28 protein-coding genes, 1 tRNA gene and 2 pseudogenes are annotated in these 26,359 nt (G+C 68.8%); 18 read left to right on the top strand and 13 right to left on the bottom strand.

From position 1 onward, the window contains the following. Positions 1-110: 110 nt before the first annotated feature. Entirely contained in the window at positions 111-383 is a 273-nt protein-coding gene (locus tag ACP99_RS16500) for a winged helix-turn-helix domain-containing protein (protein WP_049987647.1), read from the bottom strand. 211 nt (positions 384-594) lie between these two features. Between ACP99_RS16500 and ACP99_RS16495 the strand changes: the two genes are divergently transcribed. Next, positions 595-1,317 carry a class I SAM-dependent methyltransferase gene (locus ACP99_RS16495; protein ID WP_049987646.1) on the top strand — a complete coding sequence of 241 codons (723 nt, stop codon included), beginning with the start codon at positions 595-597 and terminating at the stop codon, positions 1,315-1,317. Positions 1,318-1,421: 104 nt separating this feature from the next. Beyond that, complete coding sequence (locus ACP99_RS16490; RefSeq protein ID WP_049987645.1) at positions 1,422-2,324, top strand: glycosyltransferase family 2 protein; 903 nt, start codon at positions 1,422-1,424, stop codon at positions 2,322-2,324. Between the two features lie 135 nt (positions 2,325-2,459). On the opposite strand, the gene ACP99_RS16485 is transcribed toward ACP99_RS16490, so the two are convergent. Then, positions 2,460-3,290 carry an amidohydrolase family protein gene (locus ACP99_RS16485; RefSeq protein ID WP_049987644.1) on the bottom strand — a complete coding sequence of 277 codons (831 nt, stop codon included), beginning with the start codon at positions 3,288-3,290 and terminating at the stop codon, positions 2,460-2,462. 213 nt (positions 3,291-3,503) lie between these two features. Between ACP99_RS16485 and thsA the strand changes: the two genes are divergently transcribed. After that, positions 3,504-5,072 (top strand): thermosome subunit alpha, encoded by a 1,569-nt coding sequence (thsA, locus tag ACP99_RS16480; RefSeq protein ID WP_049987643.1) that lies wholly within the window; start codon positions 3,504-3,506, stop codon positions 5,070-5,072. 96 nt (positions 5,073-5,168) lie between these two features. Beyond that, on the top strand, positions 5,169-6,527 hold the full coding sequence (locus tag ACP99_RS16475; RefSeq protein WP_049987642.1) for an APC family permease: 1,359 nt from the start codon (positions 5,169-5,171) through the stop codon (positions 6,525-6,527). A 25-nt stretch (positions 6,528-6,552) separates the two neighbouring features. Here the strand turns inward: ACP99_RS16475 and ACP99_RS16470 are convergent, their stop codons facing one another. Beyond that, entirely contained in the window at positions 6,553-7,362 is an 810-nt protein-coding gene (locus ACP99_RS16470; protein WP_049987641.1) for an SAM hydrolase/SAM-dependent halogenase family protein, read from the bottom strand. Positions 7,363-7,372: 10 nt separating this feature from the next. Then, positions 7,373-7,900, bottom strand: coding sequence for a nicotinamide-nucleotide adenylyltransferase (locus ACP99_RS16465; protein WP_049987640.1), 528 nt, complete (start codon positions 7,898-7,900; stop codon positions 7,373-7,375). A gap of 166 nt (positions 7,901-8,066) precedes the next feature. Here ACP99_RS16465 and lonB point away from each other — a divergent pair, with 166 nt between their 5' ends. The 3 genes from lonB to ACP99_RS16450 all read left to right on the top strand — a co-directional run bounded on the left by lonB (position 8,067) and on the right by ACP99_RS16450 (position 11,582). After that, positions 8,067-10,232: an ATP-dependent protease LonB gene (gene lonB, locus ACP99_RS16460; protein ID WP_049987639.1), complete on the top strand. Its 2,166-nt coding sequence runs from the start codon at positions 8,067-8,069 to the stop codon at positions 10,230-10,232. Between the two features lie 6 nt (positions 10,233-10,238). Continuing rightward, positions 10,239-11,165 carry a CPBP family intramembrane glutamic endopeptidase gene (locus ACP99_RS16455; RefSeq protein ID WP_049987638.1) on the top strand — a complete coding sequence of 309 codons (927 nt, stop codon included), beginning with the start codon at positions 10,239-10,241 and terminating at the stop codon, positions 11,163-11,165. 69 nt (positions 11,166-11,234) lie between these two features. Then, positions 11,235-11,582 carry a hypothetical protein gene (locus ACP99_RS16450; protein WP_049987637.1) on the top strand — a complete coding sequence of 116 codons (348 nt, stop codon included), beginning with the start codon at positions 11,235-11,237 and terminating at the stop codon, positions 11,580-11,582. A 52-nt stretch (positions 11,583-11,634) separates the two neighbouring features. Here ACP99_RS16450 and ACP99_RS16445 read toward each other — a convergent pair whose 3' ends face one another. Continuing rightward, entirely contained in the window at positions 11,635-12,096 is a 462-nt protein-coding gene (locus tag ACP99_RS16445; RefSeq protein WP_049987636.1) for an MGMT family protein, read from the bottom strand. 114 nt (positions 12,097-12,210) lie between these two features. On the opposite strand from ACP99_RS16445, the gene trpC reads away from it, so the two are divergent. From trpC to ACP99_RS16415, 6 genes and pseudogenes are all read left to right on the top strand, one after another. Then, positions 12,211-13,026: an indole-3-glycerol phosphate synthase gene (trpC, locus tag ACP99_RS16440; RefSeq protein WP_049987635.1), complete on the top strand. Its 816-nt coding sequence runs from the start codon at positions 12,211-12,213 to the stop codon at positions 13,024-13,026. Further along, the gene (gene trpB / locus ACP99_RS16435; RefSeq protein WP_049987634.1) at positions 13,023-14,270 is read left to right on the top strand and encodes a tryptophan synthase subunit beta; all 1,248 of its coding nucleotides are present in this window, start codon (positions 13,023-13,025) and stop codon (positions 14,268-14,270) included. Before trpC ends, trpB begins: the two co-directional genes overlap by 4 nt. A gap of 1 nt (position 14,271) precedes the next feature. Then, positions 14,272-15,141 carry a tryptophan synthase subunit alpha gene (gene trpA / locus ACP99_RS16430; RefSeq protein ID WP_049987633.1) on the top strand — a complete coding sequence of 290 codons (870 nt, stop codon included), beginning with the start codon at positions 14,272-14,274 and terminating at the stop codon, positions 15,139-15,141. A 27-nt stretch (positions 15,142-15,168) separates the two neighbouring features. Next, positions 15,169-15,963, top strand: a complete 795-nt coding sequence (locus tag ACP99_RS16425; protein ID WP_049987632.1) for a 2-amino-3,7-dideoxy-D-threo-hept-6-ulosonate synthase — start codon at positions 15,169-15,171, stop codon at positions 15,961-15,963. A gap of 55 nt (positions 15,964-16,018) precedes the next feature. Continuing rightward, a complete protein-coding gene (locus ACP99_RS20675; protein ID WP_197052501.1) occupies positions 16,019-16,177 on the top strand; it encodes a DUF7559 family protein in 159 nt (52 codons plus the stop codon). Further along, a pseudogene (locus ACP99_RS16415) lies at positions 16,174-16,584 on the top strand (Hsp20/alpha crystallin family protein); the annotation flags it as partial. The gene ACP99_RS20675 and the pseudogene ACP99_RS16415, both read left to right, overlap by 4 nt. A gap of 27 nt (positions 16,585-16,611) precedes the next feature. Here the strand turns inward: ACP99_RS16415 and ACP99_RS16410 are convergent. The 4 genes from ACP99_RS16410 to ACP99_RS16395 form a co-directional block, all read right to left on the bottom strand. After that, complete coding sequence (locus tag ACP99_RS16410) at positions 16,612-17,211, bottom strand: NUDIX hydrolase (RefSeq protein ID WP_049987629.1); 600 nt, start codon at positions 17,209-17,211, stop codon at positions 16,612-16,614. Between the two features lie 76 nt (positions 17,212-17,287). Further along, on the bottom strand, positions 17,288-17,764 hold the full coding sequence (locus ACP99_RS16405; protein ID WP_049987628.1) for a DUF7109 family protein: 477 nt from the start codon (positions 17,762-17,764) through the stop codon (positions 17,288-17,290). Then, positions 17,761-18,903: a glycosyl transferase family 2 gene (locus ACP99_RS16400; RefSeq protein WP_049987627.1), complete on the bottom strand. Its 1,143-nt coding sequence runs from the start codon at positions 18,901-18,903 to the stop codon at positions 17,761-17,763. The genes ACP99_RS16405 and ACP99_RS16400 overlap by 4 nt, the downstream gene beginning before the upstream one ends. A gap of 348 nt (positions 18,904-19,251) precedes the next feature. Next, positions 19,252-20,379: an MFS transporter gene (locus ACP99_RS16395; RefSeq protein ID WP_049987626.1), complete on the bottom strand. Its 1,128-nt coding sequence runs from the start codon at positions 20,377-20,379 to the stop codon at positions 19,252-19,254. Between the two features lie 166 nt (positions 20,380-20,545). Between ACP99_RS16395 and ACP99_RS20670 the strand changes: the two genes are divergently transcribed. Continuing rightward, positions 20,546-20,716, top strand: coding sequence for an HVO_0758 family zinc finger protein (locus tag ACP99_RS20670; RefSeq protein ID WP_197052500.1), 171 nt, complete (start codon positions 20,546-20,548; stop codon positions 20,714-20,716). A 66-nt stretch (positions 20,717-20,782) separates the two neighbouring features. Here the strand turns inward: ACP99_RS20670 and ACP99_RS16390 are convergent, their stop codons facing one another. From ACP99_RS16390 to ACP99_RS16375, 4 genes and pseudogenes are all read right to left on the bottom strand, one after another. Continuing rightward, a complete protein-coding gene (locus ACP99_RS16390) occupies positions 20,783-21,877 on the bottom strand; it encodes an aldo/keto reductase (RefSeq protein ID WP_049987625.1) in 1,095 nt (364 codons plus the stop codon). 75 nt (positions 21,878-21,952) lie between these two features. Beyond that, positions 21,953-23,144, bottom strand: a pseudogene (locus tag ACP99_RS16385) (DHH family phosphoesterase). Positions 23,145-23,294: 150 nt separating this feature from the next. Next, entirely contained in the window at positions 23,295-24,206 is a 912-nt protein-coding gene (locus tag ACP99_RS16380; protein WP_049987624.1) for an NAD-dependent epimerase/dehydratase family protein, read from the bottom strand. Continuing rightward, positions 24,206-24,637, bottom strand: coding sequence for a DUF5791 family protein (locus ACP99_RS16375; RefSeq protein WP_049987623.1), 432 nt, complete (start codon positions 24,635-24,637; stop codon positions 24,206-24,208). Before ACP99_RS16375 ends, ACP99_RS16380 begins: the two co-directional genes overlap by 1 nt. Positions 24,638-24,792: 155 nt before the next feature. On the opposite strand from ACP99_RS16375, the gene ACP99_RS16370 reads away from it, so the two are divergent. From ACP99_RS16370 to ACP99_RS16355, 4 genes are all read left to right on the top strand, one after another. Then, the gene (locus ACP99_RS16370; RefSeq protein WP_049987670.1) at positions 24,793-25,284 is read left to right on the top strand and encodes a rubrerythrin; all 492 of its coding nucleotides are present in this window, start codon (positions 24,793-24,795) and stop codon (positions 25,282-25,284) included. Between the two features lie 34 nt (positions 25,285-25,318). After that, positions 25,319-25,768, top strand: coding sequence for a metal-dependent transcriptional regulator (locus tag ACP99_RS16365; RefSeq protein ID WP_049987622.1), 450 nt, complete (start codon positions 25,319-25,321; stop codon positions 25,766-25,768). 67 nt (positions 25,769-25,835) lie between these two features. Beyond that, a complete protein-coding gene (locus ACP99_RS16360; RefSeq protein ID WP_049987621.1) occupies positions 25,836-26,069 on the top strand; it encodes a hypothetical protein in 234 nt (77 codons plus the stop codon). 55 nt (positions 26,070-26,124) lie between these two features. Further along, positions 26,125-26,197: transfer RNA gene (locus ACP99_RS16355), tRNA-Gln, on the top strand. Positions 26,198-26,359 lie beyond the last annotated feature (162 nt).

Below are 26,359 nucleotides of genomic sequence, written 5' to 3'. Positions count from 1 at the left end.
GCTGTCGGGTTGCGGGGATCGTCGGTCCGCCCGGACGAGCCGGCCGCGCTCCAATCCGTCATTCTGGGGACGATCCGTCGTCCGGGGTGCGATCGGTCGTGCAGACTCGATCAGGTGTGCAGGTAGTAGACCTGCTTGCGGGCGTCCTTGAAACTGTAGCGCGAGCCCACGAGTTCGGCGTCTTCGAGGCGGTTGAGCGCGTAGCGTACCGTCCGGTCCGGCAGCAGCGACTCTTCGGCGAGTTGACCCTGCGAGAGCGGCGCGTCGCTTTCGAGGACCTTCGCGACGAGTTTGGCGCTCGGCGGAAGCTCCCGGAGGCGGTCGCGGTACTCCGATTCCGTGAGGAGGTGATCCCCGTCTAACTCTGCGGTACTGGTGCTCATACTCCCGAAAACCGATTCGCGCTTGGTAAAGGTTGCCTACAAGTGTGTCAATACAATCCGTAGACCTTATACGCATACAAGGGTGCGGGGTATTCACATCGTCGCGCAGCGAGCGTAGCGGCGATCGGGCTTCGGTGACGTCGAGGGCGGACGCGGGGACCGGCACGCATCCAGTACGGTTTTAGTCTGCGAGCGAGGACGGGGAGATAGCGTGAAAGGAAAGGAGTGGTACCAGGCCGATGAGGTCGCCGAGGAGTACGACTCGAAGCGGTTCTCTCGGGGCGGGAGACTCATCGACGACCGCGAAAAGCGCGCGGTCCTCGAAGCGATCGGACCGGTCGAGGACAAGGAGATCCTCGAGATCGCCTGCGGCACGGGGCGGTTCACCGCGATGTTGGCCGAGCGCGGCGCGGACATCATCGGACTGGACATCTCCAACGCGATGCTGGCGCAGGGCCGCGAGAAGGCCCGACGGGCCGGGGTCGCTGACCACATCGAGTTCCTCCGCGGGGACGCGGCCCGACTGCCCTTCCCCGACGACCACTTCGACGCCGTCTTCGCGATGCGGTTTTTCCACCTCGCGGACACCCCGGCGAAGTTTATGGCCGAAATGGCCCGCGTCTCGAAGGACCTCGTCTTCTTCGACACGTTCAACGGCCGCAGCACGCGCGTGGTCTACAACTGGCTGCTGCCGATGGGGTCGCACCTGTACTCCGGATCGCAGGTCTCGCGGCTGGTCGAGGACGCCGGAATGCGACTCGTGAAGGGCGAGCACGACTTCCTCCTCCCGTACGGTTTCTACCGGAAGATCCCCAACGGGGTCGCGAGGGAGTTCCGCGACCTCGACACGTCGCTCGGCTCGACGTCCGTGGGGGACGCGCTGGCGTCGGTGTCCTACTGGACGGCGACGGTCGACGGCGACGAGGACCGCTGAGGGCCCGCGAGCCGCCGATCCGCCCGTGAGCGTCCGCTGAGACCGTTTCCGGGGCGATCGCTCCGAGGTGCGACATTTAAGTTCTCGTGTCGCAACCGACCGGTATGGAGCTCTCGGTAGTGATCCCGACGCTCAACGGCCGGGATCACCTCGGGGCCACGCTCGACGGAGTGGCCACGCACGCCCCGGACGCCGAAGTCGTCGTCGTCAACGGTCCCTCCGCCGACGGCACGACCGGGATGGTCCGAGAGCGCGGCGACGTCGACGTGTTAGTCGAGGTGTCGGACCGGACCCTCAACGTCTCGCGGAACGCCGGCATCCGCGCCGCCTCGGGCGACGCCGTCGCGTTCCTCCGGCACGACCTCGTCGTCGAGGAGACGTGGCGCGACGCCATCGAAACGGGGCTCGAACGCGACCCCGTCGTCACCGGGCCGGTCCACGAGACGCTACCGGCGGGGATGACGACGACGTCGCCGGAGACGCGCCGGATCCGGAACCGCGCGGTGACGTACTTCAACGGCGGCAACGTCGCGTTCCGGGCCGAGGTGTTGGACGACCTCGACGGCTTCGACGAGTACCTCGAAACCGGCGGCGCGCGCGACGCCGCCCACCGCTTGGCGGGGCTCGGCCACGACGTCGGCTGGGAACCGGAACTCTGCGTGCGGACCGAGTACGAGGCCGACGGCGGCATCGACACGCGGAGCCACGGCTGGAAGTACCGCGCGCTGACGTACCGACTGATCAAGAACTACGGGCTCCGGCCGACGATCGTTCGGCGGATCGCCTCGCACGCGGGCCGCGACGCGATCTCGGCCGCCCGCGACGTCCTCGGCGGCGAGGCGACGCCGTCGGGGTGGGTCGGAACGGGTCGGGACGTCGTCGGCGGCGTCGCGACCGGCTGGTCGGACGGCCTCGTCGCTCGCGCGAGAGACAGGACCCCGACGCGCAACCCGCACGGCTGCTCGAAGCGGGCCGACCGGGCGGTCGCGAAGTACGACTGGCGCTGAGTGGGACGAACACCGATCGGGAACCGGGCTTATAGTAGCGTTTGCAACTGATTGCGCAGCCGATCGCACGACTGCGTGCGATCGAGTGAGTGAAGACTTGCAAACGCTACTATATTGTTTCCGGGTATCACGCCCCTACGTCTCGCCGGGGGCGAGTTCCGGAACGACGCGCGCGGGGTTCGTCGAGAACGCCCGACGCATCGCGTCCTCGCTCACGTCGAGCGTCAGGATCTCCATCACGCCGACGTTCGGATGCGTCTCCGGCGCGCCGCTGCCGAACAGCACGCGGTCGGGGTGCTCCAACAGCGCGCGCTCCAGCACGCTCCGGAACCGGACGTAGCGCGTGTCCAGATACAGCTGGTCGTACTCGCCCAGCAGATCGATCGCTTGGGACATCAACTCGCGGTCGAGCGGATACCCGCCGAACCCCGCGAGCACGACGGGGAACGCTCGACCGAGCAGCGTCTCGGCCACCGCCGACGGCGGGAAGGACCGGCCGGCGCGCACGACGACCGGGAGGCCGACGTCGTCCAGTTGGTCCAGCGTCTCCGCGTCGGGGAGGCCGTCGCGCTCGGGCGCGAGGGTGAACCCGTGGAACCGGTCGTCGTAGGCGTACTGCTCGATGTCCTCCGGACTGGTGTGGTGGGGCGCGCGCGAAGCGGTGAGATTCCTGAGGCGGGACGTCGCGCGCGATCCGGGGTCCCGCGGCCCGTCGATCCGGGCGAACGCGAGGAACGGACGGTCGACGCTCAGCCGAGCGACGGCGTTGTTGGCGCGGAGGTAGCCCTCGCCCTCGGGGCGGCGACCCGGCGAGACCACGGCCCTGACGACGCCCGCCTGGTGAAGTTCGCGTTCGAGCGCCTCCGGCGTCGTCTCGCGGCCCCGGCTCGCGACCTCCGCCTGGTCGCTCGGGTCCAGTCGGGCGTGGAAGTCGACGACCCGGAACCCGTGGTTCAACTCCAGCATCGTCGAAGACTGACGCGTCGACCTAAATATACCTTGTCGACATCGGGGCGGCGCGGCCGAGACCGGCCCGCGACCGCCCTCCGGTTCGCGCTCATCAATTGCCAAAACACGGCCGTTTAGCGTGTTAGCGAAGCTCTATGGGCTTCTACGGGCGCCATTTCCGAAATCTATATATAGAACTGCTAACGTCAGTTTTCGTGAGGATTCATAACTATGTCGACACGTATGCAGCCACTGTACGTTCTTTCCGGAAACAGCGAGCGGACCCGCGGCGGCGACGCCCAGAGCTCGAACATCCGAGCGGGCAAGGCCGTCGCGAGCGCGGTACGCACCACGCTCGGGCCGCGCGGGATGGACAAGATGCTCGTCGACTCCAGCGGTAACGTCGTGGTCACCAACGACGGGGCGACGATCCTCGAGGAGATGGACATCGAGCATCCCGCCGCGCAGATGATCGTCGAAGTCGCCCAGACGCAGGAGGACAGCGTCGGCGACGGCACCACGACCGCCTCGGTCCTGACGGGCGAACTGCTCGCGTACGCCGAGGACCTGCTCGACGACGACCTCCACCCGACGGTCATCGTCGAGGGGTACAACGAGGCCGCGCGCTTGGCGCAGGAAGCGATCGACGAGCAGGTACTCGACGTCGAACTCGACGACGACGTGCTCGCCTCGGTCGCCGAGTCGTCGATGACCGGGAAGGGGACCGGCGACGTCACCGCCGACGTGCTGGCACACCACGTCGTCGACGCCGTCCGCGCGGTCCACGACGGCAGCGGCCGCTTCGATCCCGACGACGTCCGCATCCTGACGCGCACCGGCGCGTCCTCCTCGGCGACGGAACTGGTCGAGGGCGTCGTCATCGACAAAGAGCGCGTCAACGACGGGATGCCCCGAACCGTCGAGGACGCCGCCGTCGCCGTCCTCACGACGAAGCTCGACGTCCGCGAGGGCGAGGCCGACACGGAGTACACCATCTCCTCGGTCGACCAGCTCGAAGCGGCCATCGAGGCCGAGGACGCCGAGCTCCGCGGCTACGCCGACGCGCTCGCCGACGCGGGCGTCGACGTCCTCTTCTGCACGAAGAAGATCGCAGACCGCGTGCAGGACCGCCTCGCGAAGCACGGCATCGTCGCCTTCGAGAGCCTGAAGTCTTCGGACGCCCGCGCCATCGCCCGCGCGACCGGCGCGAAGCAACTCGGCGACGTGACAGACCTCGAAGCGGCGGACTTCGGTCACGCCGAGCGCGTCTCGATCCGCCGCTTCGGCGAGGACGAACTCACCTTCGTCGAGGGCGGCGAGGCCGCGAAGACGGTCACGCTCCTGCTTCGCGGCGGCACCGAGCACGTCGTCGACGAACTCGAACGCGCGATCAACGACGCCGTCGACGTGACCGTCGCCGCCATCGATTCCGGCGGCGTCGTCCCCGGCGCGGGCGCGACCGAGGTCGCCATCGCCGAGTACGTCCGCTCGCACGCTGGCGGCGTCGAGGGGCGGAAGCAACTCGCCGTCGAGGCGTTCGCCGACGCCGTCGAGGCGATCCCCCGCACGCTCGCGACGAACACCGGGATGGACCCGATCGACGCCGTCGTCGAACTCCGCTCGACGTTCGACCGCGAGGGGATCGCAGGCATCATCTCGGAGGGCCGCACCGGGACCATCGGCGACCCGATCGAGGCCGGCGTCTTCGATCCCGCAGCGGTCAAGCGCGAGGCCGTCACGGCGGCGACCGAGGCCGCGACGATGATCGTCCGCATCGACGACGTCATCGCCGCGAAGTGAGGCGACTGGTCGAGGCCGGATCGGCTGCACCCGGCCGCGACGGGGGCTGACCTCCGGGAACAAGACACTTCATCCTCGATCGTCGATGCCCGAGAGATGGCAGAGAGCCTCGGGTTCACCGAAGCCGTCTCCATCGCGCTCGGCGGGATGATCGGCGGGGGCATCTACGCCGTCCTCGGCGTCGTGACGAGAATCACCGGCGCGGCCACGTGGGCGGCGTTCGTCCTCGCGGGCGTCGTCGCTCTGTGCGCCGGATACTCGTACGCGCGGCTGAACGAACTCGCCGATCAGGGCGGCGGTTCGGTCACGTACATCCAGTGTTTCACCGGCAACGACACGCTCGCCGGGATGGCGGGCTGGACGCTGCTCTTCGGGTACATCGGCTCGATGTCGATGTACGCCTTCGCGTTCGCGGAGTTCGCGATCTCGGTTCCGACGGTCCCGGCGTCGATCGCCGGCCTGCCGCTCCGCCCGGTCGTCTCGGTGATCGCGATCGGCGGGTTCGTCGCGCTGAACCTCCTCGGCGCGCGGGCGACCGGAACCACCGAGAACGTGCTCGTGGTCGCGAAAGTGGGCGTGCTCGTGCTGTTCGGCATCGGCGGCGTCGCCTTCGCTCGGTTCGTCGCCCCCGGCACCGTCGACGTCGGCACGGAACGGTTGCTCACGACGGGGCCGCTGATGGCGGCGGGCGTCTCCTTCGTGGCGTTCCAGGGCTGGCAACTGCTCTTCTACGACCAAGAGCGGATCGAGGACCCGACGCGGACCGTCCGGCGGGCGGTCGCGCTTTCGATACCCGCGGCGGTCGCGATCTACGTGATCGTCGCGCTCGCGACCGTGAACCTCGCGCCGGAGGCGTTGACGAACCAGCCGCACACCGCACTGAAGGTCGCCGCCGAGCGGATCCTCTCGCCGGTCGGCTTCGGGTGGGTCGGGGGGCTCGTGATCGCGCTGTCGGCGCTGTTCTCCACGGGCAGCGCGATCAACGCCACGCTCTTTTCGTCGGGGTACTTCGCGAAGGGGCTCCTCTCGAAGGGGTACCTCCCCGACCGAGTGTCAGATCCCGACGCCGAGGACGACGGCGTGCCGTCGCGCCTGATCCTCGGAATCGGCGCGGTCACGGCCGCGTTCTCGGCGTGGGGGAGCCTGGACGCGGTGACGAGTTTCGCCTCGGTGGCGTTCATCGTGGTGTTCGGCGGGGTGAGCTACCTCGCGTTGCGGCAGCGTTCCCGGGAGGAGGTCCACCCGCTCCCGCCCGCGGTCGGCCTCCTCGGAACGGCGGGATTCCTGCCGGTGATGCTGTACCACCTCTATTCGGCCGAGCGCGGTACGTTCTACGCCGTCTGCGCGCTTGCGCTCGGCGTCCTCGCCGTCGAACTGCTCTACTTCGAGCGGGAGGTCCTCCGCGAGGAGATCACGGAGTTCGAGGAGGTCGTCGGCCTCGAAGGGCGCGAGTGACCGCGCTCGCGACGAGTCGGCGGGATCACACCGAAATGACGACCTCGTCGCCCGTCGCGAGGCCGAAGGCGTCGTCGCCGCGACCCCGATTGACGTCGCACTCGACGTAGCCGTGACTGCCGACGGTGAGCAGGCGCTCGCCCGGACCGACCGCCGCGAACGCCGTCACGACCGGTGCCGGCGCGCCGTTCACGTCGAGCGTCTCGCCCTCGCGTCCGTCGAGGAAGGAGCCCGGAACGTTCGTGATCGCGTTCCCGAAGTCGTCGACGACCAGCACCTCACCGCGGGCCGTTCCGGCGTCGGAGTCGATCGTCGGCTCCGGGAAGCGGCAGTCGACGACGGACTCCGCAAAACCATCGGCACCGAACGACTCGACCGGAGAGACGGCGTACAGCGACTCGACCGCGTCGACGCCGACCTCGTGGACCGCAGCGGCCGCGGGCGCGAACACGTCCCGGCCGTGGAACGTCGACGACGCGGGGTCGTCGTACTCGTAGGCGAAGCACTCGACTGTCGGGGACGTCCCCGCCGCCTCCGCGGCGATCCGGCGGGCGGCCGGGAGCAACACGCCGTTGTCGGGACCGACGAGGGCGTGCTCGCCCGCGCGGACGACGAGCGCGTCGCGGTCGGTGCCGACGCCGGGATCGACGACGACGAGGTGGGTGGCGGGCGGGAAGTACGGGAGCGTCTCGCGGCACCAGAACGCGGCCGCGCGGACGTCCTGACGAGGGAGGTCGTGGGCGACGTCGACGAGGCGCGCGTCCGAGCGGCGCAGGATGACGCCCTTCATCGCGGCAGGGTACGGCGAGCCGAAGTCGGAGGCGAGCGTGATCATCGGCGTTCGCTCACTCGTCGGACGCGTCGCCGTTGGCGTCCGTCGCGCTGACGCGCTGGATGCGCTCGATGCCGCCGATCTCCTCGACGACGTCGACGACCGCGTCCGGGACGAGATGCCGCCAGTCGTCGTCGCGGATCATCCGCGCGCGCAACTCGGTGCCTTCGAGAACGTCGCGGTTGAACATCGGCGACTGTCGGACGTCGACGCCCGCCTCCGAGAACAGTTGGATGACGAGCGGGTTGTTCGAGTAGGCGACGTCGAACGCCGGGGACATACTCTGGACGTGGCTCACCCACACGGAGTTCCGATCGAGGTCCTCGATCGGCACGGCGTAGGTGGTGACGTCGAGGTCGGCGACGGACTTCGTGACCATCATCACGCGCTCGCCGGCGGTGAACGGATTCCGGGGGCTGTGTGAGTCGCCCGCCGATCCGATGCCGAGGACGAGTTCGTCGACCTCGTCTGCGATCTCCTCGACCATCCGGTGGTGCCCGTTGTGGTAGGGCTGAAACCGGCCGATGTAGAACCCCCGCATACCTCACCGGTCGGTCGCGTCGCTTATAAATACCCCGAGATACCCGTAGTCGAGAGAACGGGTTATAAACCGGCCCAAGTGCTCGATTTCGGCGATGCAGGGGGAACACACGCGAGGAGAAAGTATATCAGTCGCGCGACCCTCCGTTGCGGTAGCGAACAATTCTATGAGTAACGACACGGAAGCCGACGAGAACGCCCCCGAAGAGGGGGGCGGCGCCGCCGACGAGGGCCGCGAGTCGCCGCCGTCAGACGGCGGTGACGAGACGCCCCGCGGCGTCGCCGACGAACCGTCCGACAGCCCCGTCGGACCCGACGAGCGCGGCGACCTGCCCGGGGGGCAGAACGGGCAGGTCGAAGAGCCCGCCGAACGGACCATCGACGACCTCGGCAGCGACGTCGAAGTCGACGCGGAGGTCGCAGAGGACGTCGACGAGGACGACCTCCTCGGCGGGCTGCGGATCGACTCCACCGAGGAGATCGACGTCCCCGACCGGCTCGTCGACCAAGTCATCGGGCAGGAACACGCTCGCGACGTGGTGATGAAAGCCGCCAAGCAGCGGCGGCACGTGATGATGATCGGTTCGCCCGGGACGGGCAAGTCGATGCTGGCGAAGGCGATGTCCGAGCTCCTCCCGCCGGAGGAGCTACAGGACGTCCTCGTCTATCACAACCCCGACGACGGTAACAACCCGAAGGTCCGGACCGTCCCGGCCGGAAAGGGAGATCAGATCGTCGAGGCCCACAAGGAGGAAGCCAGAAAGCGCAATCAGATGCGCTCGTTCCTCATGTGGATCATCATCGCGATCGTCATCGGCTACTCCTTCATCATCGCCGGGCAGGTCCTCCTCGGGATACTGGCGGCCGGCGTGATCTACCTCGCGTTCCGCTACGGCTCCCGCGGCGGCGACGCGATGGTGCCGAACCTCATCGTCAACAACGCCGAGACGACGACCGCGCCGTTCGAGGACGCGACGGGCGCGCACGCCGGTGCACTGCTCGGCGACGTCCGCCACGACCCGTTCCAGTCCGGTGGGATGGAGACGCCGAGCCACGATCGCGTCGAACCCGGCGCGATCCACAAGGCGAACAAGGGCGTGCTGTTCATCGACGAGATCAACACGCTCGACATCCGCAGCCAGCAGCACCTGATGACGGCGATCCAGGAGGGCGAGTTCCACATCACGGGCCAGTCCGAGCGCTCCTCGGGCGCGATGGTCCAGACCGAGCCCGTCCCGACGGACTTCATTATGATCGCGGCGGGGAACCTCGACGCGATGGAGAACATGCACCCCGCGCTGCGCTCCCGTATCAAGGGCTACGGGTACGAGGTGTACATGGACGACACCATCGAGGACACGCCCGAGATGCGCCGGAAGTACGCCCGCTTCGTGGCCCAGGAGGTCGCGAAGGACGGCCGACTGCCGGAGTACTCCGCGGAGGCCATCGAGGAGGTCATCCTCGAGGCGCGGCGGCGCGCCGGCCGCAAGGGCCACCTGACGCTCAAACTGCGTAACCTGGGCGGACTGGTCCGCGTCGCGGGCGACATCGCCCGCTCCGACGACGCCGACTTCGTCACGCGCGATCACGTCCTGCAGGCGAAGGGTCGGAGCCGCTCGATCGAACAGCAGCTCGCGGACGACTACATCGAGCGCCGCAAGGACTACGAACTGCAGGTCTCGGAGGGCTACCAGGTCGGCCGCGTCAACGGGCTCGCCGTGATGGGCGAGGACTCGGGCATCATGCTCCCCGTGATGGCCGAAGTGACGCCCTCGCAGGGGCCCGGTGAGGTCATCGCCACCGGCCAGCTGAAGGAGATGGCCCAGGAGGCCGTCTCGAACGTCTCGGCGATCATCAAGAAGTTCTCCGACGAGAACATCTCCGAGAAGGACATCCACATCCAGTTCGTCCAGACCGGCCAGCAGGGCGTCGACGGCGACTCCGCGTCGATCACGGTCGCGACCGCGGTCATCTCCGCGCTCGAAGACGTCGGCGTCGACCAGTCGCTGGCGATGACCGGCTCGCTGTCGGTCCGCGGCGACGTCCTCCCGGTCGGCGGCGTCACCCACAAGATCGAGGCCGCCGCGAAGTCCGGCTGCACCCGCGTCATCATCCCTGCGGCCAATATGCAGGACGTGATGATCGAAGAGGAGTACGAGGAGATGGTCGAGATCATTCCGGTCTCGCACATCAGCGAGGTCCTCGACATCGCCCTCGAAGGCGAGCCGGAGAAGGACTCGCTGGTCGACCGCCTCAAGAGCATCACCGGCTCGGCGCTCTCGGGCACCCAGAGCGAGAACGTCTCCGGCCCGTCCAGCCCGAGCCCACAGTAGTCTCGAATGCCCCAGTGGGCGACGTTCGCGGGGTTCGCGATCGTCGTCACCGCGGGCTTGCTGCTTCTTTCGCACGCGTCTCGCGCCGTCATCGACGAACGAAAAGCCGATAGCGACGGGTTCGACGACGGGGACGACGGGCCCCGACCGGACCGCGAGGAGACGATCGTGCTCCCGAAATCCGGCGTCGAAGTCCGCGTTCGCGATTCGAGCGGCGTCGACGGCGACGGTTCGTCCACGGGAGACGACGCCCATTCACCGGATCCGTCGGAACCGACGACAGCGGCGTCGACGCCGACGGAGCCATCCGCGACAGCAGCGGCGGCGGCGGAACCGACACCCGAACTCTCGACGGCGTCGCTGCTCGCGAACGTCGTCGTCTCGCAGGGGCTGTTCGGCGTCCTCCTCCTCGTTGGGGCGTGGTACGCCGAGATTCCCGCGTGGGCCTTCGGCGTCGCCGGCGACGCGCTCGCGCCCGAGACGCTGCTGCTCGGCGTCGGCCTCGGGCTCGCGCTCTACGTCGCGAACGAGGCGGGTGCGACCGTCGGCGCGCGGTTCGGGCTCGGTGACGGCGAGCGGCTGCGGAGCGCGCTCGCCCCCGACTCGCTCCCCGGATGGGCGGCGCTGCTGTTCGTCGTGCTGCCGATCATCGCCGGGTTCGAGGAACTCCTCTTCCGCGGGGCCCTGATCGGGGCGCTGGCGGCCGGATACGACGTCTCGCCGTGGCTACTCGCACTCGGCTCCTCGGCGGCGTTCGGCGTCGGCCACGGCGCGCAGGGACGGATCGGCGTGCTGGTGACCGGCGCGCTCGGGTTCGCCCTCGCGGCGGCGTTCGTCGTAACGGAGAGCCTGCTCGTCGTCGTGATCGCGCACTACCTCGTGAACGCCCTGGAGTTCGTCGTCCACGAGGGACTCGACGTCGAGTTGACGTGAGCCGGTGTCCGGAGACGACGCACGGTGAGAACACCGATACTTTTTGTCGCTCGGGGGGTCTGAGAGCGTATGGAATTCCGTTCGCGCTCGCTCCTTCAGTCGGTCCTGCTCGGCTATCTCGTGTTGCTCGTCCTGTCGATCCTCACCGGGAACCCGATCGTCTCGCGGGCCACCGACTTCGGCTTCGCGATCGTCTCCGCGCTCTTCGGATACGTCATCTACACGAGCCGTTCGCCCGGGGACGACGAACGCGTCGTCCGACTCACCGCGGGGGCGTTCGCCATCGCGGCCGTCGCGCAGGTGATCGGGCTGCTCCCCGGATTCGGCACCGCCGCGCTGGCGGCGACGGCGTTCTTCGTCGTGGGGTTCGTCGGGTACTTCTACCTGCGTCGTAGCTCCCGGCGGCGACCGATCTGAGCCCCCGCGTTCGATCGGCGTGCGGCGAAGCGTCGGCGTCGACCCGGACCGGTCAGCCGGATTCCAGCGCCCGCAACCGCCGCGCGATCGAGTCCGGCGTCGCGCCGGGCGCGCCGGTGACGCGGTGATCCGGGACGAAGATCGGAGCCGGATTCTCCGCGAGCGCCGACCGCGCGGTTTCGAGGTCGTCCGCGTCCTCGGGGTCCATCCCAGCCATTCGGGCCACCCGATCGATCGAGACCGTCTCGCCGTGCGGGACGTTGCGAGCGGCCTCCAGCACGCGCCGCCGGTCGGTCGGTACCGTCAGCGCCACGTCGACGTCTGCGAAGTGGTCGGCCTCGCCGTCCAGATACGCGAAGACGCGGTCGAGCAGCGGGTGATCGGTCTCGGCGTCGTCCGGAAGCGACGACGGGAACGACACGCCGACGACGCGGCCGCTGGCGATGCCGATTTCGACCGCACGCTCCAACAGTTCCGACTCGCGAGCGAAGATGCCGACGTCCGAAGCGTCCATACCCGCGAGTTCTGCCGGGCCGGACTTCAACCCTTCTCAGCGCGCGCTGTGGAGTCCCGAGTCCGGCCTCGACGCGCAAGCCTTATGTGCAAAAGCGTCCGTTAATGAACATAGATGAACGCTAGTGAGGACAAACTTGCCCCCGAGGTGCGATCGATCCTCGCGGCGGCGCGCGAGCGGCCCGGCGGCGAGACGCGCGTCGACGTGGACGCGCGCTCGTTCCCCGAGGCGGTCGCGGCGACCGAAGCGGCGGATCGCGTGCCGGTCGTCGCGGAAGTGAAGCCGACGAGCCCGACGACCGACGGCGAGCGGACCGACGACGCGGTCGATCTCGCCGAACAGATGGTCGCCGGCGGCGCGACCGCGCTCTCGGTTCTGACCGAGCCGGAGCACTTCGGCGGGTCGACGGAGAACCTTCGGCGGGTCAGAGAGGCGGTCGACGTCCCCGTCCTGCGGAAAGATTTCGTCGTTCGCGAGGCGCAACTCGACGCCGTCGAGTCCGACCTGGTCCTGCTCATCGCGCGCTTCCTCGACGAGGACGGCACCGACTCGCTCGCGACGCTGTACGAGGCCGCGCGCGATCGAGGATTCCAGCCGCTCGTCGAGGTCCACACCCGCGAGGAACTGGAACGCGCCCTCGACGTCGGCGCGGAGATCGTCGGCGTGAACAACCGCGATCTGGGGCAGTTGGAAGTCGACCTCGGCACGTTCGAGGCGATCGCCCCGCACGTCCCCGACGACGTGACCCTCCTCGCCGAGAGCGGCGTCTCGACGGTCGCGGACGTAGAGCGGATGCGCGCGGCGGGCGCGGACGCGATCCTGATCGGGACCGCGATCATGGACGGCGACGTCGAATCGAACACCGAACGACTCACGGCGGAGGCGACCGACACGGAACCACAGGCGGAACACACCGACTCAACACGATGACACAGACATACGCGGACGGCAAGTTCGGCGAGTACGGCGGACAGTACGTTCCGGAGGCGTTGATGCCGGCGATCGAGGAGCTGACGGACGCCTACCAGCGGTACGTACTGGAGAACGAGGACGGATTTATGGACGACTTCCGGGCGCGACTGCGGGACTTCGGCGGGCGACCGACGCCGACGCAGTACGCCGAGCGGCTCTCGGAGCGCTACGACCGGGAGGTATACCTCAAGCGCGAGGACCTGCTGCACGGCGGCGCGCACAAGCTCAACAACGCGCTCGGGCAGGTACTGCTCGCGAAGTATATGGGCAAAGAGCGGATCGTCGCCGAGACGGGCGCGGGCCAGCACGGCACCGCGACCGCGATGGCGGCGGCCCACCTCGATATGCCCTGTGAGATCTACATGGGCGAGACCGACATCAACCGCCAGCGTCCCAACGTCTTCCGGATGCGGCTCAACGGCTCGGAAGTGAACCCGGTGACGACGGGGCGCGGAACCCTCAAAGAGGCCATCTCGGAGACGATGCGCGACTGGGCGACGAACGTCGAGGACACCCACTACGTCATCGGCTCGGTCGTCGGGCCGCACCCCTTCCCCGCGATGGTCCGGGACTTCCAGGCCGTCATCTCGGAGGAGGCCCGCCGGCAGGTACGGGAGAAGACGGGCGGCCTCCCCGATTCCGTCCTCGCGTGCGCGGGCGGCGGCTCGAACACGATGGGCGCGTTCGCGAACTTCGTCGACGACGAGGGCGTCGGCCTCTACGCCGTCGAGGCGGGCGGCTCCAGCCTCGACGTCGACGAGGAGGCCGGCGTCGCGCCGAACTCGGCGTCGCTGTCGACGGGCGAGGAGGGCGTGCTCCACGGCGCGCGGACCAAGATCCTCCAGGACACCGACGGCCAGATCATGGAGAGTCACAGCGTCTCCGCCGGACTCGACTACGCGGGCGTCGGCCCGGAGCTCGCGCGACTCGTCGACGACGGCCGGGTGAACGCGGTCAATGTCGACGACGACGGCGCGTTGGAAGCGTTCCACCGGCTCTCCCAACTCGAAGGGATCATCCCCGCGCTGGAGTCGGCGCACGCGTTCGGGTACCTCGAAGAGAACTACGACGACCTCGGCGACGTCGTGCTCGTGAACGTCTCGGGGCGCGGCGACAAGGACCTCGAAACCGTGATCGAGGAGACCGAGAAACGCGACATCGACGCGGCGCCGTCGCTCGCGGAGTTCTCGGGGGGGTTCTGAGATGGGTGACGAGAGCGAGAATACGACGGCCGCGAACCCGGAGCTCGCGGCGGCGTTCGCCGACGGCCCGGCGTTCGTCCCGTACCTCGCGGCGGGCGACCCCGACTACGAGTCGTCGCTGCAATACGTCGAGGCGCTCGAACGCGGCGGCGCGGACGTCATCGAACTCGGTCTGCCGTTCTCGGAGCCGATCGCCGAGGGGCCGACGATCCAGAGCGCCGTCGTGCGTGCGCTGGAGGGCGGGATGACCCCCGATCGGTTCTTCGAGTTCGTTGAGGACCTCGCTGTCGACGTGCCGCTGGTCTGTATGACCTACTACAACCTCATCTACCAGTACGGAGACGAACCCGGCCCGCGCCCGTTCGTCGAGCGCGCCGCCGAGGTCGGCCTCTCGGGCTTCGTCGTCCCAGACCTCCCCGCCGAGGAGGCGGACCCGCTCCGGGAGGCCTGCGACGAGTTCGGCCTCGACCTGGTGTTCATCGTCGCGCCGACGACGCGCGGGGAGCGGCTGGAGCGGATCATGTCGCAGGTCTCGGGGTACGTCTACGTGCAGGCGCGGCTGGGCGTCACGGGCGCGCAGGACGACGTCTCCGGACAGACCGAACAGAGCCTGGACCGACTCGCAGACTACGACGTCCCGAAGGCGGTCGGCTTCGGGATCAAGACGGGCGAGCACGCCGAGCGGATCGTCGCCGGCGGCGCGGACGGCATCATCGTCGGGAGCGCGCTCGTTGACATCGTCGCCGACGGGGCCAAAGACGGAGAATCGGCCGACGCCGTCGCCGAGCGCCTCGAATCGAAGGCCCGAGAGCTGAAGCAGGGGGCGCTGCGCGGATACGATCAACGTGTGCCCCAAGCGGAAGGCAAATAACCACCGGTTGCCACAGGATAACACACGATGAACGCAGGACTCTCCGCGCGGCTCAGCCGCATCTCGACAGGGGGGCGATACCTCGTCGTCCCGATGGACCACGGCATCACACTCGGGCCCGTCGCCGGGCTCGTCGACATCGAATCGACCGTCGACGCGATCACTCGCGGCGGCGCGGACGCCGTCCTCACGCAGAAGGGTATCGCGCCGCGCGTGCACCCGAACAAGAACGGGAAGGGCTACATCGTCCACCTGAACGGGTCGACCTCGATCGGCCCCGACTCCAACGACAAGCGGCGGACCGGAACCGTAGAGGAGGCGCTTCGGGCGGGCGCGGACGCCGTCTCGTTCCACATCAACGTCGGCAGCGACCACGAGCCCGACCAGTTGACCGAACTCGGCGATCTGACCGAGACGGCCCATCAACTCGGGATCCCCGTGCTCGCGATGAGCTACGCGCGGGGGCCGGGCGTCGACGAGCACGACGCCGACAGCCTCGCGCACGCCGTCCGCATCGCCGAGGAACTCGGCGCGGACGTCGTCAAGACCGCCTATTCCGGCGACGCCGACTCCTTCGAGCGGGTCTGTGAGGCGACGCGACTGCCGGTCGTCATCGCCGGCGGCAGCCGCGGGACCGACCGCGAGACCGTCGAGATGGTCCGCGGCGCGATGGACGCCGGCGCGGCCGGCGTCTCGATGGGCCGGTCGATCTTCCAGCACGAAGAGCCCGAGTCGATCACCCGCGCGGTCAGCGCCATCGTTCACGACGACGACGGCGTCGACGCCGCGATCGCGGCCGCCGGACTCGGACTCGAAGCCTAGTTCTCTCTTTCCCCGAGCCCGCGCGCTTATGAGCGTGGCGGGCCAACCCGCGGATATGCCCACGACGCTCGAAGTTCGCTGCACCGACGACGAGTGCGAGCTGGATATGTTCGAGTTGCACTACACCTACGACATGCCCGAATCGGTCGGCGTCGCGGACTTCGTCTGCCCGTACTGCCGGGGGAGCGACTGTCTGGAGGCGATCGAGCTATGACCGAACACGACCAAATCACCGCGCCGGAGGACGCGCCGCGCCGACTGAAGGAACTCGGCGAGTCGATCGCTACCAACGCGCTCGAACGCGTCGGTCGCGGCGTCGCGCGGTTCCACGAGCGGACGCCGCTGCCGTCCGACCTGTTGGAGAGCGACGACGCGTTCCTCGTCGTCTTCGACGCGCCCGGCGCGCGGCAGAAAGACGTGCAGGTGCGGTTCGTCGACAACGAGGTGCGCGTGGCGATCGATCGCTTCCGCGACTTCCACGAGGGGTACGAGATGCGGTTCCCGGGCCGCGGGCTCTCCTTGGACGGCGCGGTCGCCCTTCCCGAGGGCGTCGCGGTCGACCCCGAGGGCGCGACGGCGACGGTCACCCGGTCGGGAACGCTCGAAGTGGTCGTTCCCAAACGCGGCGGCGGCGAGTAAAGCTCTCTTTCACACCGGAAGTTCCGCGTCGGGGTCGACCACGCGGTCGGGTTCCTCCGGAACGGTCCAGTCGGTCGTCAGTTCGAGCAGTTGCAGCAGCATCACGCCCGTCGCCCCCCAGACCGTGTATCCGTCGACGTGGAAGAAGTGGATCCGGCGCGCGCCGTAGGTCGGGTGCTCGCGTCGCTCGGACTCGTAGTTGTCGAGGTCGGTGAGCCCCGACACCGGGAGCGCGACGACCTCGGCGACCTCGCGTTCGTCGGGATCGTACTCGCGGTCGGGGACGCGCGCGACGTACGGGCGCACCGAGTAATCGGTGACCGTCTCGATGTCGTCGATGCGGCCGACGACCCGCGTCTCCTCGGCCCGCAGTCCGATCTCCTCGTCGGCTTCGCGGAGGGCCGTCGCGCGCAGATCGGGGTCGACGGGCTCGCGCGACCCGCCCGGGAAGCTCATCTGCCCCGGGTGCTCGCCGAGGTGATCCGCGCGCCGCGTAAAGAGGACGTGCGGCTCACCGCCCCGATCGAGGATGGGCGCGAGCACCGCCGCCTGCTGGCCCGCACCGTCGACCGCGTCGGGTGCGTGGGCCGCCACCCGCGAGAGATCCATATTCGCGGACACGTACGATCTGAAGGGGCTTATACTGTGTGCTGAGGATTGATGAAGAATTCCATCAGATCGCGGGTCACTCCGAGAGCGCGTCGTCGAGCCGCGCCCGCACGTCGTCGACGGCGACCGCGTCGGACCACACCGCCACGTCGTACGTCACGTCGAGGAGTTCCCGCATCGTCGACTCCTCGCCCGCGTCGACGGCCCGCGCCGCCTCCGCTCTGAGCCGCGACGCGACCGCCTCGCCCGCGGCCTCCCGATCGACGTCGCGCTCCGGAACGTCGAGGATGTGCGGCAGATCTTCGGCGTTCTCGGGGAGCGTGGGAAACGCCGTCGGGCCGGGGGCGAGGAGCGCCTGTCCGTCGCGTTCGTAGCGAACGAGCGCGTAGGCGTCGAGGGCGTCTTCGACGGCGGCCTCCGCCGCCGACGCCTCGATCTCCCCGCCCTGCTTGAACGCCAGTTCGTCGAGCGCGCGGGTCGTTTCCGCGGGCGTGAGCGCGCCGAAGAGATCGACGACGCCCGCCAGTTCGTCGATCTGAAGCTCCGTCGTCATTCGCCGAACCCCCGCGCGTCCGCGGCGGCGACGTCGCGGCTCCCGGTCGTCGCCTCCTCGACGTCGGCGGCGGCCGCCTCCGCCAGCGCGTCCGTCGACAGCGACGTCTCCGTCCAGGCGGGCAGGCGGTCGTCGGTCGGAGACGGCTCTGCGACCGCGTCGGCGTACTGCGACACCTGCGAGCGCTCGTGCTCCCGGTCGAAGGGGAGGTCGTTGAACGCCGCGTCCATCGCGTACTGCTCGACGAGCGTCTCCGCGGTTGCCACGTAGCGCTCCCGGAGCGTCGCGAAGTCGACGTCGACGCCGCGTTCGACGACGCTCCGCAGCAGCGTTTCGCCGACCGACCGGCTCATGTCCGAGAGCCCGGTCGAACCGCCGACCGCCCGGTGGTCGTGTTCGTAGCGGCCGAGGTCGACCTGAGCGGTCCCGTCGAACCCGGCGACGTCGAACACGTCCGCCAGCGTCCCGACTTCGAGCCCCCACTTTCGAGGGGGTCGGAGCCGCCGGGCCATCTCGGCGGTCGCGGCGAACTCGCCGGCGAGCGCGTACCGGAAGGCGTCGAGGTACCGGAGGTACGGCTCCGAGTGGGCGTCGGCGAGCGTCCGCACCAGCGGGACGTAGAAGAGCCGGAAGAGCCGCCCGTAGAGGCCGTCGTCTTCGACCCGAGCGTAGTAGCCCTTCGCGAAGTCGTAGCCGTGCGTGAGCGGGAACAACAGCCTGCGGACGAACGACTCGTCGTACGTCGTCGTGTCGGCGTCGTGGACGACGACGAACTCCTCCTCGGCGGCGCGCCCGAGGCCGAGCCACACGTCGCGGCCCTTCCCGCGCGCGCCGTCGACGCCGGCCGCAGACAGCAACGACGCGACCCGCGGGCCGTCACACCACAGCAGTTCGAGGCGGAGGTCGAACCCCGAGAGCCACTCCCGAACTTCGCCGACGCGGTCGGGAGCGGCGCGCAGCGGCACGACGACGCGAGCGGGATCGAGTCCCTCGAGCACCCGGAAGACCCGAGTCGCGGCGGGAGCCCCGCACTCCCGCTCCGCCATCGGGACCAGGACTGCCGCCCGGTCGGTCGGGGCGACCGGGAACGGATCGACGAGGTCGTGAAGCGTCGTCACCCGCGATTGCACGTACTCCATCGAAGTCCCCTCAGGACGGCACGAGCAAAAGCGCGGGGGTTCCGGTGACCCGCTTCCGGGACCGTCGGCCGTCGAGATCGGACGCGATTGCTCGTCGTTGGGTGCGGGTGCAGGTCGACGATCGTTTATATACTAGGGCGGGGCCAGCACCCCCGTGACGTGAGGATCACTCCGCGTCGGGCCGCGGTCGCTCGGCACGTCGACGCGGATCGAACGGCCATACGGACTGCGGATCGGGCGACGACAGTCCGTAGCGATACGTGATCGGGAGTGTCGCGGCCGTCGCGGGTGCCGACTGCACGCAACAGAGAACGGACCGAAACCGGGACGGAGGCGGCGGTCGATCCGTTACTGCGGAAGCCGTCCGGTGCGCTGGAGCACGAGGAGGCCGGCGACGACGGCGAGCAGGCCGAGTGACAACTGTGTGAAGATGGCGTCGTACGCCAGCCCCGTCTCGCGGAGCGCGCCGACGGCCGAGGAGCCCGTGGCTTGGATCACCATCATCCCCCCGGAGTACCAGGCGTAGGCGCTCGCGCGCGACTCGTCCGGGAGCGAGTCGAGCAGGTAGGTGTCGACCGCCGGAAACAGGCTGTGGAGGACGTAGCCGATCACCGCCGTCAGGGCGACGATCGGGACGAGCCCGGTGGTGACCGTCAGCGCGAGGACGCACGCGGTGAAGCCGGTGATGATCGCGAGGATGTAGGGGACGCGAGGGAGCGCGTCCACCAGCCGACCGGAGACGAAGAACGCCGGGACGCCGGCGGCGAAGATCACCGTCAGGAGGTTCTTCGCGGTCGGTTCCGAGAGCCCCTTCGTGACCATATACAGCTCGTAGAAGTTGAACAGCCCCTGCCAGACGAAGCCGGTCGCGCCCACGACGACGACGCCGAGCCCGACGACGCGCCACTCCGAGCGGATCGCGGCGATCACGTCGCGGTCGGCAGCGCCCGCGTCGGGCAGCGTCGTCGACCGCGCCACGAAGAACAGCGTGAGCGTGACGGCGGCGGCGGCGACGGCGATCGTCACGAACACGATCCGCCAGTCGAGAAAGAGGGTCAAGACGAGCGTGACCAACGGCGCGGCGGCCGCGGCGGCGATCTGGCTCGTCATCCCGTGGATACCGATCGCCCAGCCGACGCGCTCGGGGTAGAGTTCGCTCACCAGCGGGTTGGCGGCGACGAAGTAGACGCCGGAGGCGAGGCCCATCGAAAGCGCGCCGACGGCGACCATCGCGACCGACGTCGCGCTGGCGATGAACAGCGACGCGGCCGTGAGGATCGCGCCCGTGGCGAGGATCACGCGGTGCCGCGGAACGCGTGTGAGCAGCCACCCCGTCGGGACTCGCGGGATCGCGCTGCCGAGCCACGCGAGCGTCGCGATCATCCCGACCGTCCCCTCGCCGATCCGGAACACGGTGATGAACTCGCCGAGCAGGGGCGCGAAGACGACGCGCCCCAGGTTGACGAGGAAGATCATCGAGCAGAGCGTACCGAAGAGGCGGCGCCGGGACACGGAGGCGCTTCGCCGTCGGGGGACTTCATACTGAGTATTGTCGATGCCCGTCAGGGGCACGCGAATCGATCGACGCGAGGGATGCTCGGACATACCGATCTTTTTACCCCGTGGGCACCAGTGGGCGAGTATGAAGACGACGCGGAAGGGGCTTCGAGCGGGGGAGTTGGAGAAAGACACCTACGGTCGGTTGAACTGCAAGGAGTGCGGAGAGTCGCTGAAGACGAAGAACGATCCCGACGAGGTATACACGGTGCGGCGCTGCCCCGACTGCGAACAGGAGTGGAAGGAGCTTCGATAGCGTCCGGATTCGAGGGCGCGTCGGCGTCCGCCCGCGAACGGTAGCGTCGGTTGCGACGATACCCGCTCACTCGAACACGGCGTCGAACGCCCGCGCGCCGAGCGGTTCGAACGTCCCCGCGGCGACGTTTTCCGGAACGTGCGCGGGCGAACTCGTGCCCACGAGCGCCGTCGTGACGCCCGGGGCGCTCCGCGCGAAGTTGATCGCCCGCTGGGCGGGCGTGTCGCCCCTCAACTCCGCGTCGACGGCCTCCGGAATCGACGCCGCCAACTCACCCTGTGCGAGCGCCGCGCTCGCGACGACGTCGAGCCCCACCGCCTGCGCGTATTCGAGCGCGCTTACGTCCCGCTCTTCGGTCGGATGTCGGTGCGCCGACACGGTGAACGCGTCCGCCATCGCGACGTTGAACGGGAGCTGAACCGCGAGGAGCCCGACGTCGTCGACGCCGACGGTTTCGGCCGCGGCCTCCGCGCGGGCGACGACTTCGGGGAGCGACAGGTACGCGTCGTGACCGCGCGGCACCCGAAACGCCTCCCACGTGGCGACGCCGTAGCCGCCGACGTCGCCCACGGCGCGGCGTCGTTCGAGGCGCTCGAACGCGGCTTCGAGGGCGTCGTACACCGCTTCACGGCTTCGCGCGTGAAGCTGCGTCTCCGGGTTGTGAACGTAGTAGCAGTCGACGGTGTCGACGCCGAGATTCGAGAGCGATCGGTCGAGCATCGCGTCCAGAAAGTCGGGTGCGATCGCGTGGCTTCCGCGCGCGAGGTCCTCGGAGTCGAGGAGGCCGGCGTCGAGGAACTGCTCGCGGACGTACGCGGCGGGGTCCTCGGGGCGGGAGCCGTCGAACGGGAGGAAGCCGCCCTTCGTCGCGACGACCACTTCCTCGCGGTCGACCGACGCCCGTCGGAGCGCGTCGCCGACGGCCCGCTCGCTGCGCTGACAGCGGTAGTTGATCGCCGTGTCGACGACGTTGATTCCCGATTCGAGCGCCTCCGCGATGCACTCGCGGTAGCGGTCGTCTCGCTCGTCCGTCGGCTCGCCGAGATACGTCCCGAGGCCCACGCTGGACGCGACGCCGGGACCGAACCGTCGGAAGTACGTCCGCGCGAAGGCGTCACCGAAGCGGTCGCGGTAGCCCCACGTCCCCTGACTCGTCGCCATAGCGGCCCTTCGTGTTCGTCGGGTAAACGGGCGTCGGATCCTGGGCCGCGGGAACCGACGCGGGACCGGGCGAACTCAGACGTCGCCCGACAGCGACTCGAAGAGGCGCTCGCGGAGGTCGTCGCGGGAGATCGTTCCGCCGAACGCGGTGTGGATCGATCCGTTCGACAGCGAGAGCTGTCCGCCGCCCATCCGCGCGTGGCCGCCGCCCGAGGCGTCGCGGAGTTCTTCGAGCGCCGACCCGAGCGCCCGTCCCATATGCACGCGGTCGTCGCGAGAGCGACCCGAGAGGTGGATCGTGCCGTTCCGCTCGCCGAGGACGACGACGGCGGTGACGCCCTCCAACTGGACGAGTTCGTCGGCCGCCTGCGGGATCGCGTCCGCGTTCGAGACGCGGCCCACGTCGCTGACGGCGAACGCACCACGGACGTCGCGACCGGCGATCGCGCGGGCTTTGAGCTCTAACACCTCGGTCGACACCTCGGGGTTGGCGATCCGATCCAGCCGGTCCTCGTCGACGCCGGTGTACAGATAGCCCGCGGCGGCGAAGTCCGCCGCCGAGCAGCCGGCGGTGAGCCGCTTGGTGTCCGTCAGGATTCCGTACAGCAACCCCGTCGCGATCGCCGAGGGCACGGTGTAGGGCGCCTCGATCTCGCTGGCGTGCTTCGCGGGGGGGACCGGCTCGCCGTTCACGTCCTCGAAGTACTCGGCGACGATGCTCGAAGCGGCCCCGTAGTCGGTTCTGACGTCCGTGACGCCTCGCCCGTGCCGTCCCCGGGGTGGTGATCGATGACGGCGAACGGGAGGACGCTGTCGGACCCGGCGAACCCACGAGGCCGATTGTGGTCGACCAAGACGACGTGCTCGGCGGCGACGTCGCTCACGTGGTCGATCTGCTCGACGTCGAGTTCGAGCACGTTGTGAAACGCCCGGTTCTCCTGATGGCGGATCTGTCCGGAGTACTGCACCGACGCGACGTGCCGGCCTGTTCGACGAGGCTCGCGACGGCGACGCCAGTCGCCATCGCGTCCGGATCGGGATTGGGGTGCAGCAGCACGGCGACCTCGTCGAGCCCCGCGACCGATTCGAGGAACCGCGTCCCCATCGGCCGTTTGAAGCGTCGAAGCGCGTACAGCCCGACGGCGCTGGCGAACAGGCCGACGAGGATCGCCAGCGTGAGCGCCGGATACGTCATCACGAGCGAGGAGAGGGAATCGAGAAGCTCCGTGCCGGAGAGCTGCGCGAGACCGGAGCGTGAGAGACCCATACGTCCCGAGTGAGAGTGCACCCTCAAGAAGATTCCCCGGGAACTGTCGGCGGATCGAGAACAGAATAGCCCGGTGAGAGACCACGATCCCTCCGGAGGTGGCGGTCCTCACACAGAGGTGGCGATCCCCACACAGAATCTCCGTCAGTCTCAGATCTCGTTGGGGTCTGCACCTGCGAGGAACGCGTCGATCGCCGCGCGGTATCCCTCACGGAAGGTCGGGTACCGGAGTTCGTAGCCCAGTTCGCGAAGCCGGGCGTTCGAGCAGCGCTTGCTGGTCTGGAGCCGGCGCTTCGCGGCCGCCGAGAGGTCAGACTCGGCGAGCCGCTCCTCGATCGTCCGCTTCGGCGGCGACGGGAGGTCGCACTCCGCCGCCAGCCAGTCGGCGAACGCCCACTTGTCCGCGGGTTCGTCGTCGGCGACGAGGACGACCTCGCCGCGCGCGAGGTCGGATTCGAGGAGGAAGGCGACCGCGCCGGCGGCGTCGTCGCGGTGGACCATGTTCAGGTAGCCCTCGGTGACCGGACCTTCGATGTAGCGACCGAGTCGGTAGCGGTCGGGGCCGTACAGCCCGGCGAAGCGCGCGACCGTGCCGTCGATTCCGGCGGCGGCCGCCTCCTCGACGGCGACGCGTTCGGCCGCCGCGAGGACGCGCGTCTTCTCGGTGGTCGGCTCGATCGGCGTCTCCTCGTCGACGAAGTCGCCGCCGTGGTCCCCGTAGACGCCCGTCGAGGAGGTGTAGACGAGTCTGTCCGGGGACGACGACCGCTCGGCGTACTCCTCGACGACGTTCCGGAGGCCCTCGACGTACACCCGGCGGGCGGCGTCGGCACCGCGGCCGCCGGAACTCGCAGCGAAGACGACCCAGTCCGCGTCGGGCAGCGCCGCGAGCGAGTCCGGGTCGGTCGCGTCCGCCCGACAGGGTTCGAGACCCGCGTCGGCGACGGCGTCGAGCCCCGAGTCCGACCGGCGGACGCCGGTGACCGCGTGGTCGGCCTCGCGGAGCTGCCGGCCGAGTTCGAGGCCGACGTAGCCGCAACCGACGATGACGGCTCGGGCCATCAGCGGTCGTTCCGTTCGGCGAGGTACTGCTGGATCTCCGCGAGCTGCTGCAGCGTCATCGCCGTCCGTCCTTCGAGCGCCTGCTGGATCTCCTGCCCGGTGAGACCGAGGTCGACGTTCGAGGCGATGGCGTCGACGTCGACGACGCCGGTGGTCATCGCCATCAGGAGGTGATCGCGGAGTTCGAGCACGATCGATTCCGCGTCCGGTCGGCTCCCGTCGAGCGCGAGAATCGACGCCGCGTCCTCGACGCGAAGCTGTGGGGCCGGGCCGTCGGCGAGCGCTTCGATCGTCTCGGAATCGACGCCGGTGTCGGCCGCGACGGCGTCGACGCCGAGATCCGTCACGACGGCTCTGAGTTGGGCTTCGTACGCCTCGCGGAGCTCCGCGGGCGTCAGCGATGCGGGCTCTCCGGCCGCGTCGTACAACATACCCGTACTCGGGAGGCTGCGGGCAAAACGGTTTCCGAAGCGACGGAACCCTGCAGCCGGGGTCGGCTCCGGAGCACGAGGGAACCGCTTAAGTCGGTCACTACCTACCGAACGAGTATGAACCGCGTGTCGCTCGCAAACCGGGAGGTGTGCCCGTGAGCGTCGGTCACCGCGTCACCTCCGATCACCAGCTCGCGCGGCTCCTCCAGATCGGGATCGTCCTCGAGGAGGTCGTCGAGGCTCGGTCGTACCACCACTACCAGTCGCTGGACGACGCGCCGGCCCTGGACTCCGAGATCGAGTCGCTCTTGGAGCACGCAGCCGCGGAATCGGCGAGACACCGCAAACGACTCGAAGAACTCGTCGACGAACTCGACGCCGAGAGCGTCCCGTTCGAGGAGATCGAGACGCTCGTCGAAGCGCAGTACGGGAGCACCGAACCCGAGGACTTCGACGACATACTCTACGACCAACTGTGCAACGAGGAGACCGCCTACAAGTTCTACGACGATCTCATCGGCGCGTTGCGCGCGTCGGATGCGACGTTCGGGATCGACCGCGACCGCCTCATCGACGTGCTCGTCGAGATCCGCGAGGAGGAGGCAGAGGGCGTCGAGGAGGTCACGAAGCTGATGAACAACCGCTAATGAGACGAGATACGATGCATCACGGAGGACGGAGATGAACACCGCAGACCAGTACGTCAAGGCGATCTATCTCCTCCAGCAGGTGGAGAACGGTCCCGCGTCGACGGGTGCGCTGGCCGACCGACTGGACGTCAGTCCGGCGAGCGCGAACGAGATGATTGGGAAGCTCGAATCGCGGGGACTCGCCGAACACGAGAAGTACAAGGGCGTCAGCCTCACCGACGAGGGGATCATTCAAGCCCGCGACGCACTGCAGACGTACTGCATCATCGAGCGCTTCCTCGCGAACGTCCTGTCGGTCTCGGAGTTCCGCGCGGAGGCCCGCGAACTCGAACCGGTCATAGACGACTTGGTCGCGGAACGACTGGACACCATCATCGACCGGGAGGACGACTGCCCGGACTGCTTCGACCCCGAGACCGACGCCTGCTGCCACCTCAAAATCGGTGCCGAAAGCACCGAAACCGAGCAGCGCGCGGACTGAGCGAGCCGTCAGTCGCTGATTGGCTCGAAGCCCACATCTTCAAGACCCTGCCGTAATTGGAGCGCGTATGGATGGGACAGCGGCGATCAGCCGTCTCCTAGAGTTCGCGGGATTGGGACCTCGCGAACCGACGGACGCAGCCGACGAACAGGTCCAGTACCACTGTCTGGGCTGTGGATCGGTGTACGAAGTTCAGTACCACGTCTGCCCGGAGTGCGGCGGATTCTCCGTCGAGCTATGCGGAATCGCCGGCGACTCCGCATCAACCGAGCAGGACCCGAACGACGCCGCGGTCGACTGACGCCGCCGTCGGAACCCGATGGGTTTTCAAGCGCTGCGACGAGAGTACCGTGTGCAGTCCCGTGGTGTAGTGGCCAATCATATGGGCCTTTGGAGCCCATGACGGCGGTTCGAATCCGCCCGGGACTATCCTACGGAGAGCATCCTCGCGAGCGGTAGGTCTCGCGTCGGCTCTGAGCCCGGAGGGTCGAATCCGCCATCTCCTTGTTCGATCCCTCTCCGAACGGGGAATCGAGTAGAGGTCGAAAAGCGTCGATTCCGCAGGGAACGTTCGGGGTACGCCGTTCGGAA

Source organism: Halobellus rufus (assembly GCF_000739575.1).
GTDB lineage: Archaea > Halobacteriota > Halobacteria > Halobacteriales > Haloferacaceae > Haloquadratum > Haloquadratum rufum.
The sequence above is the reverse complement of the archived record's forward strand: the minus strand, read 5'-3'. Positions and strand labels throughout refer to the sequence as shown.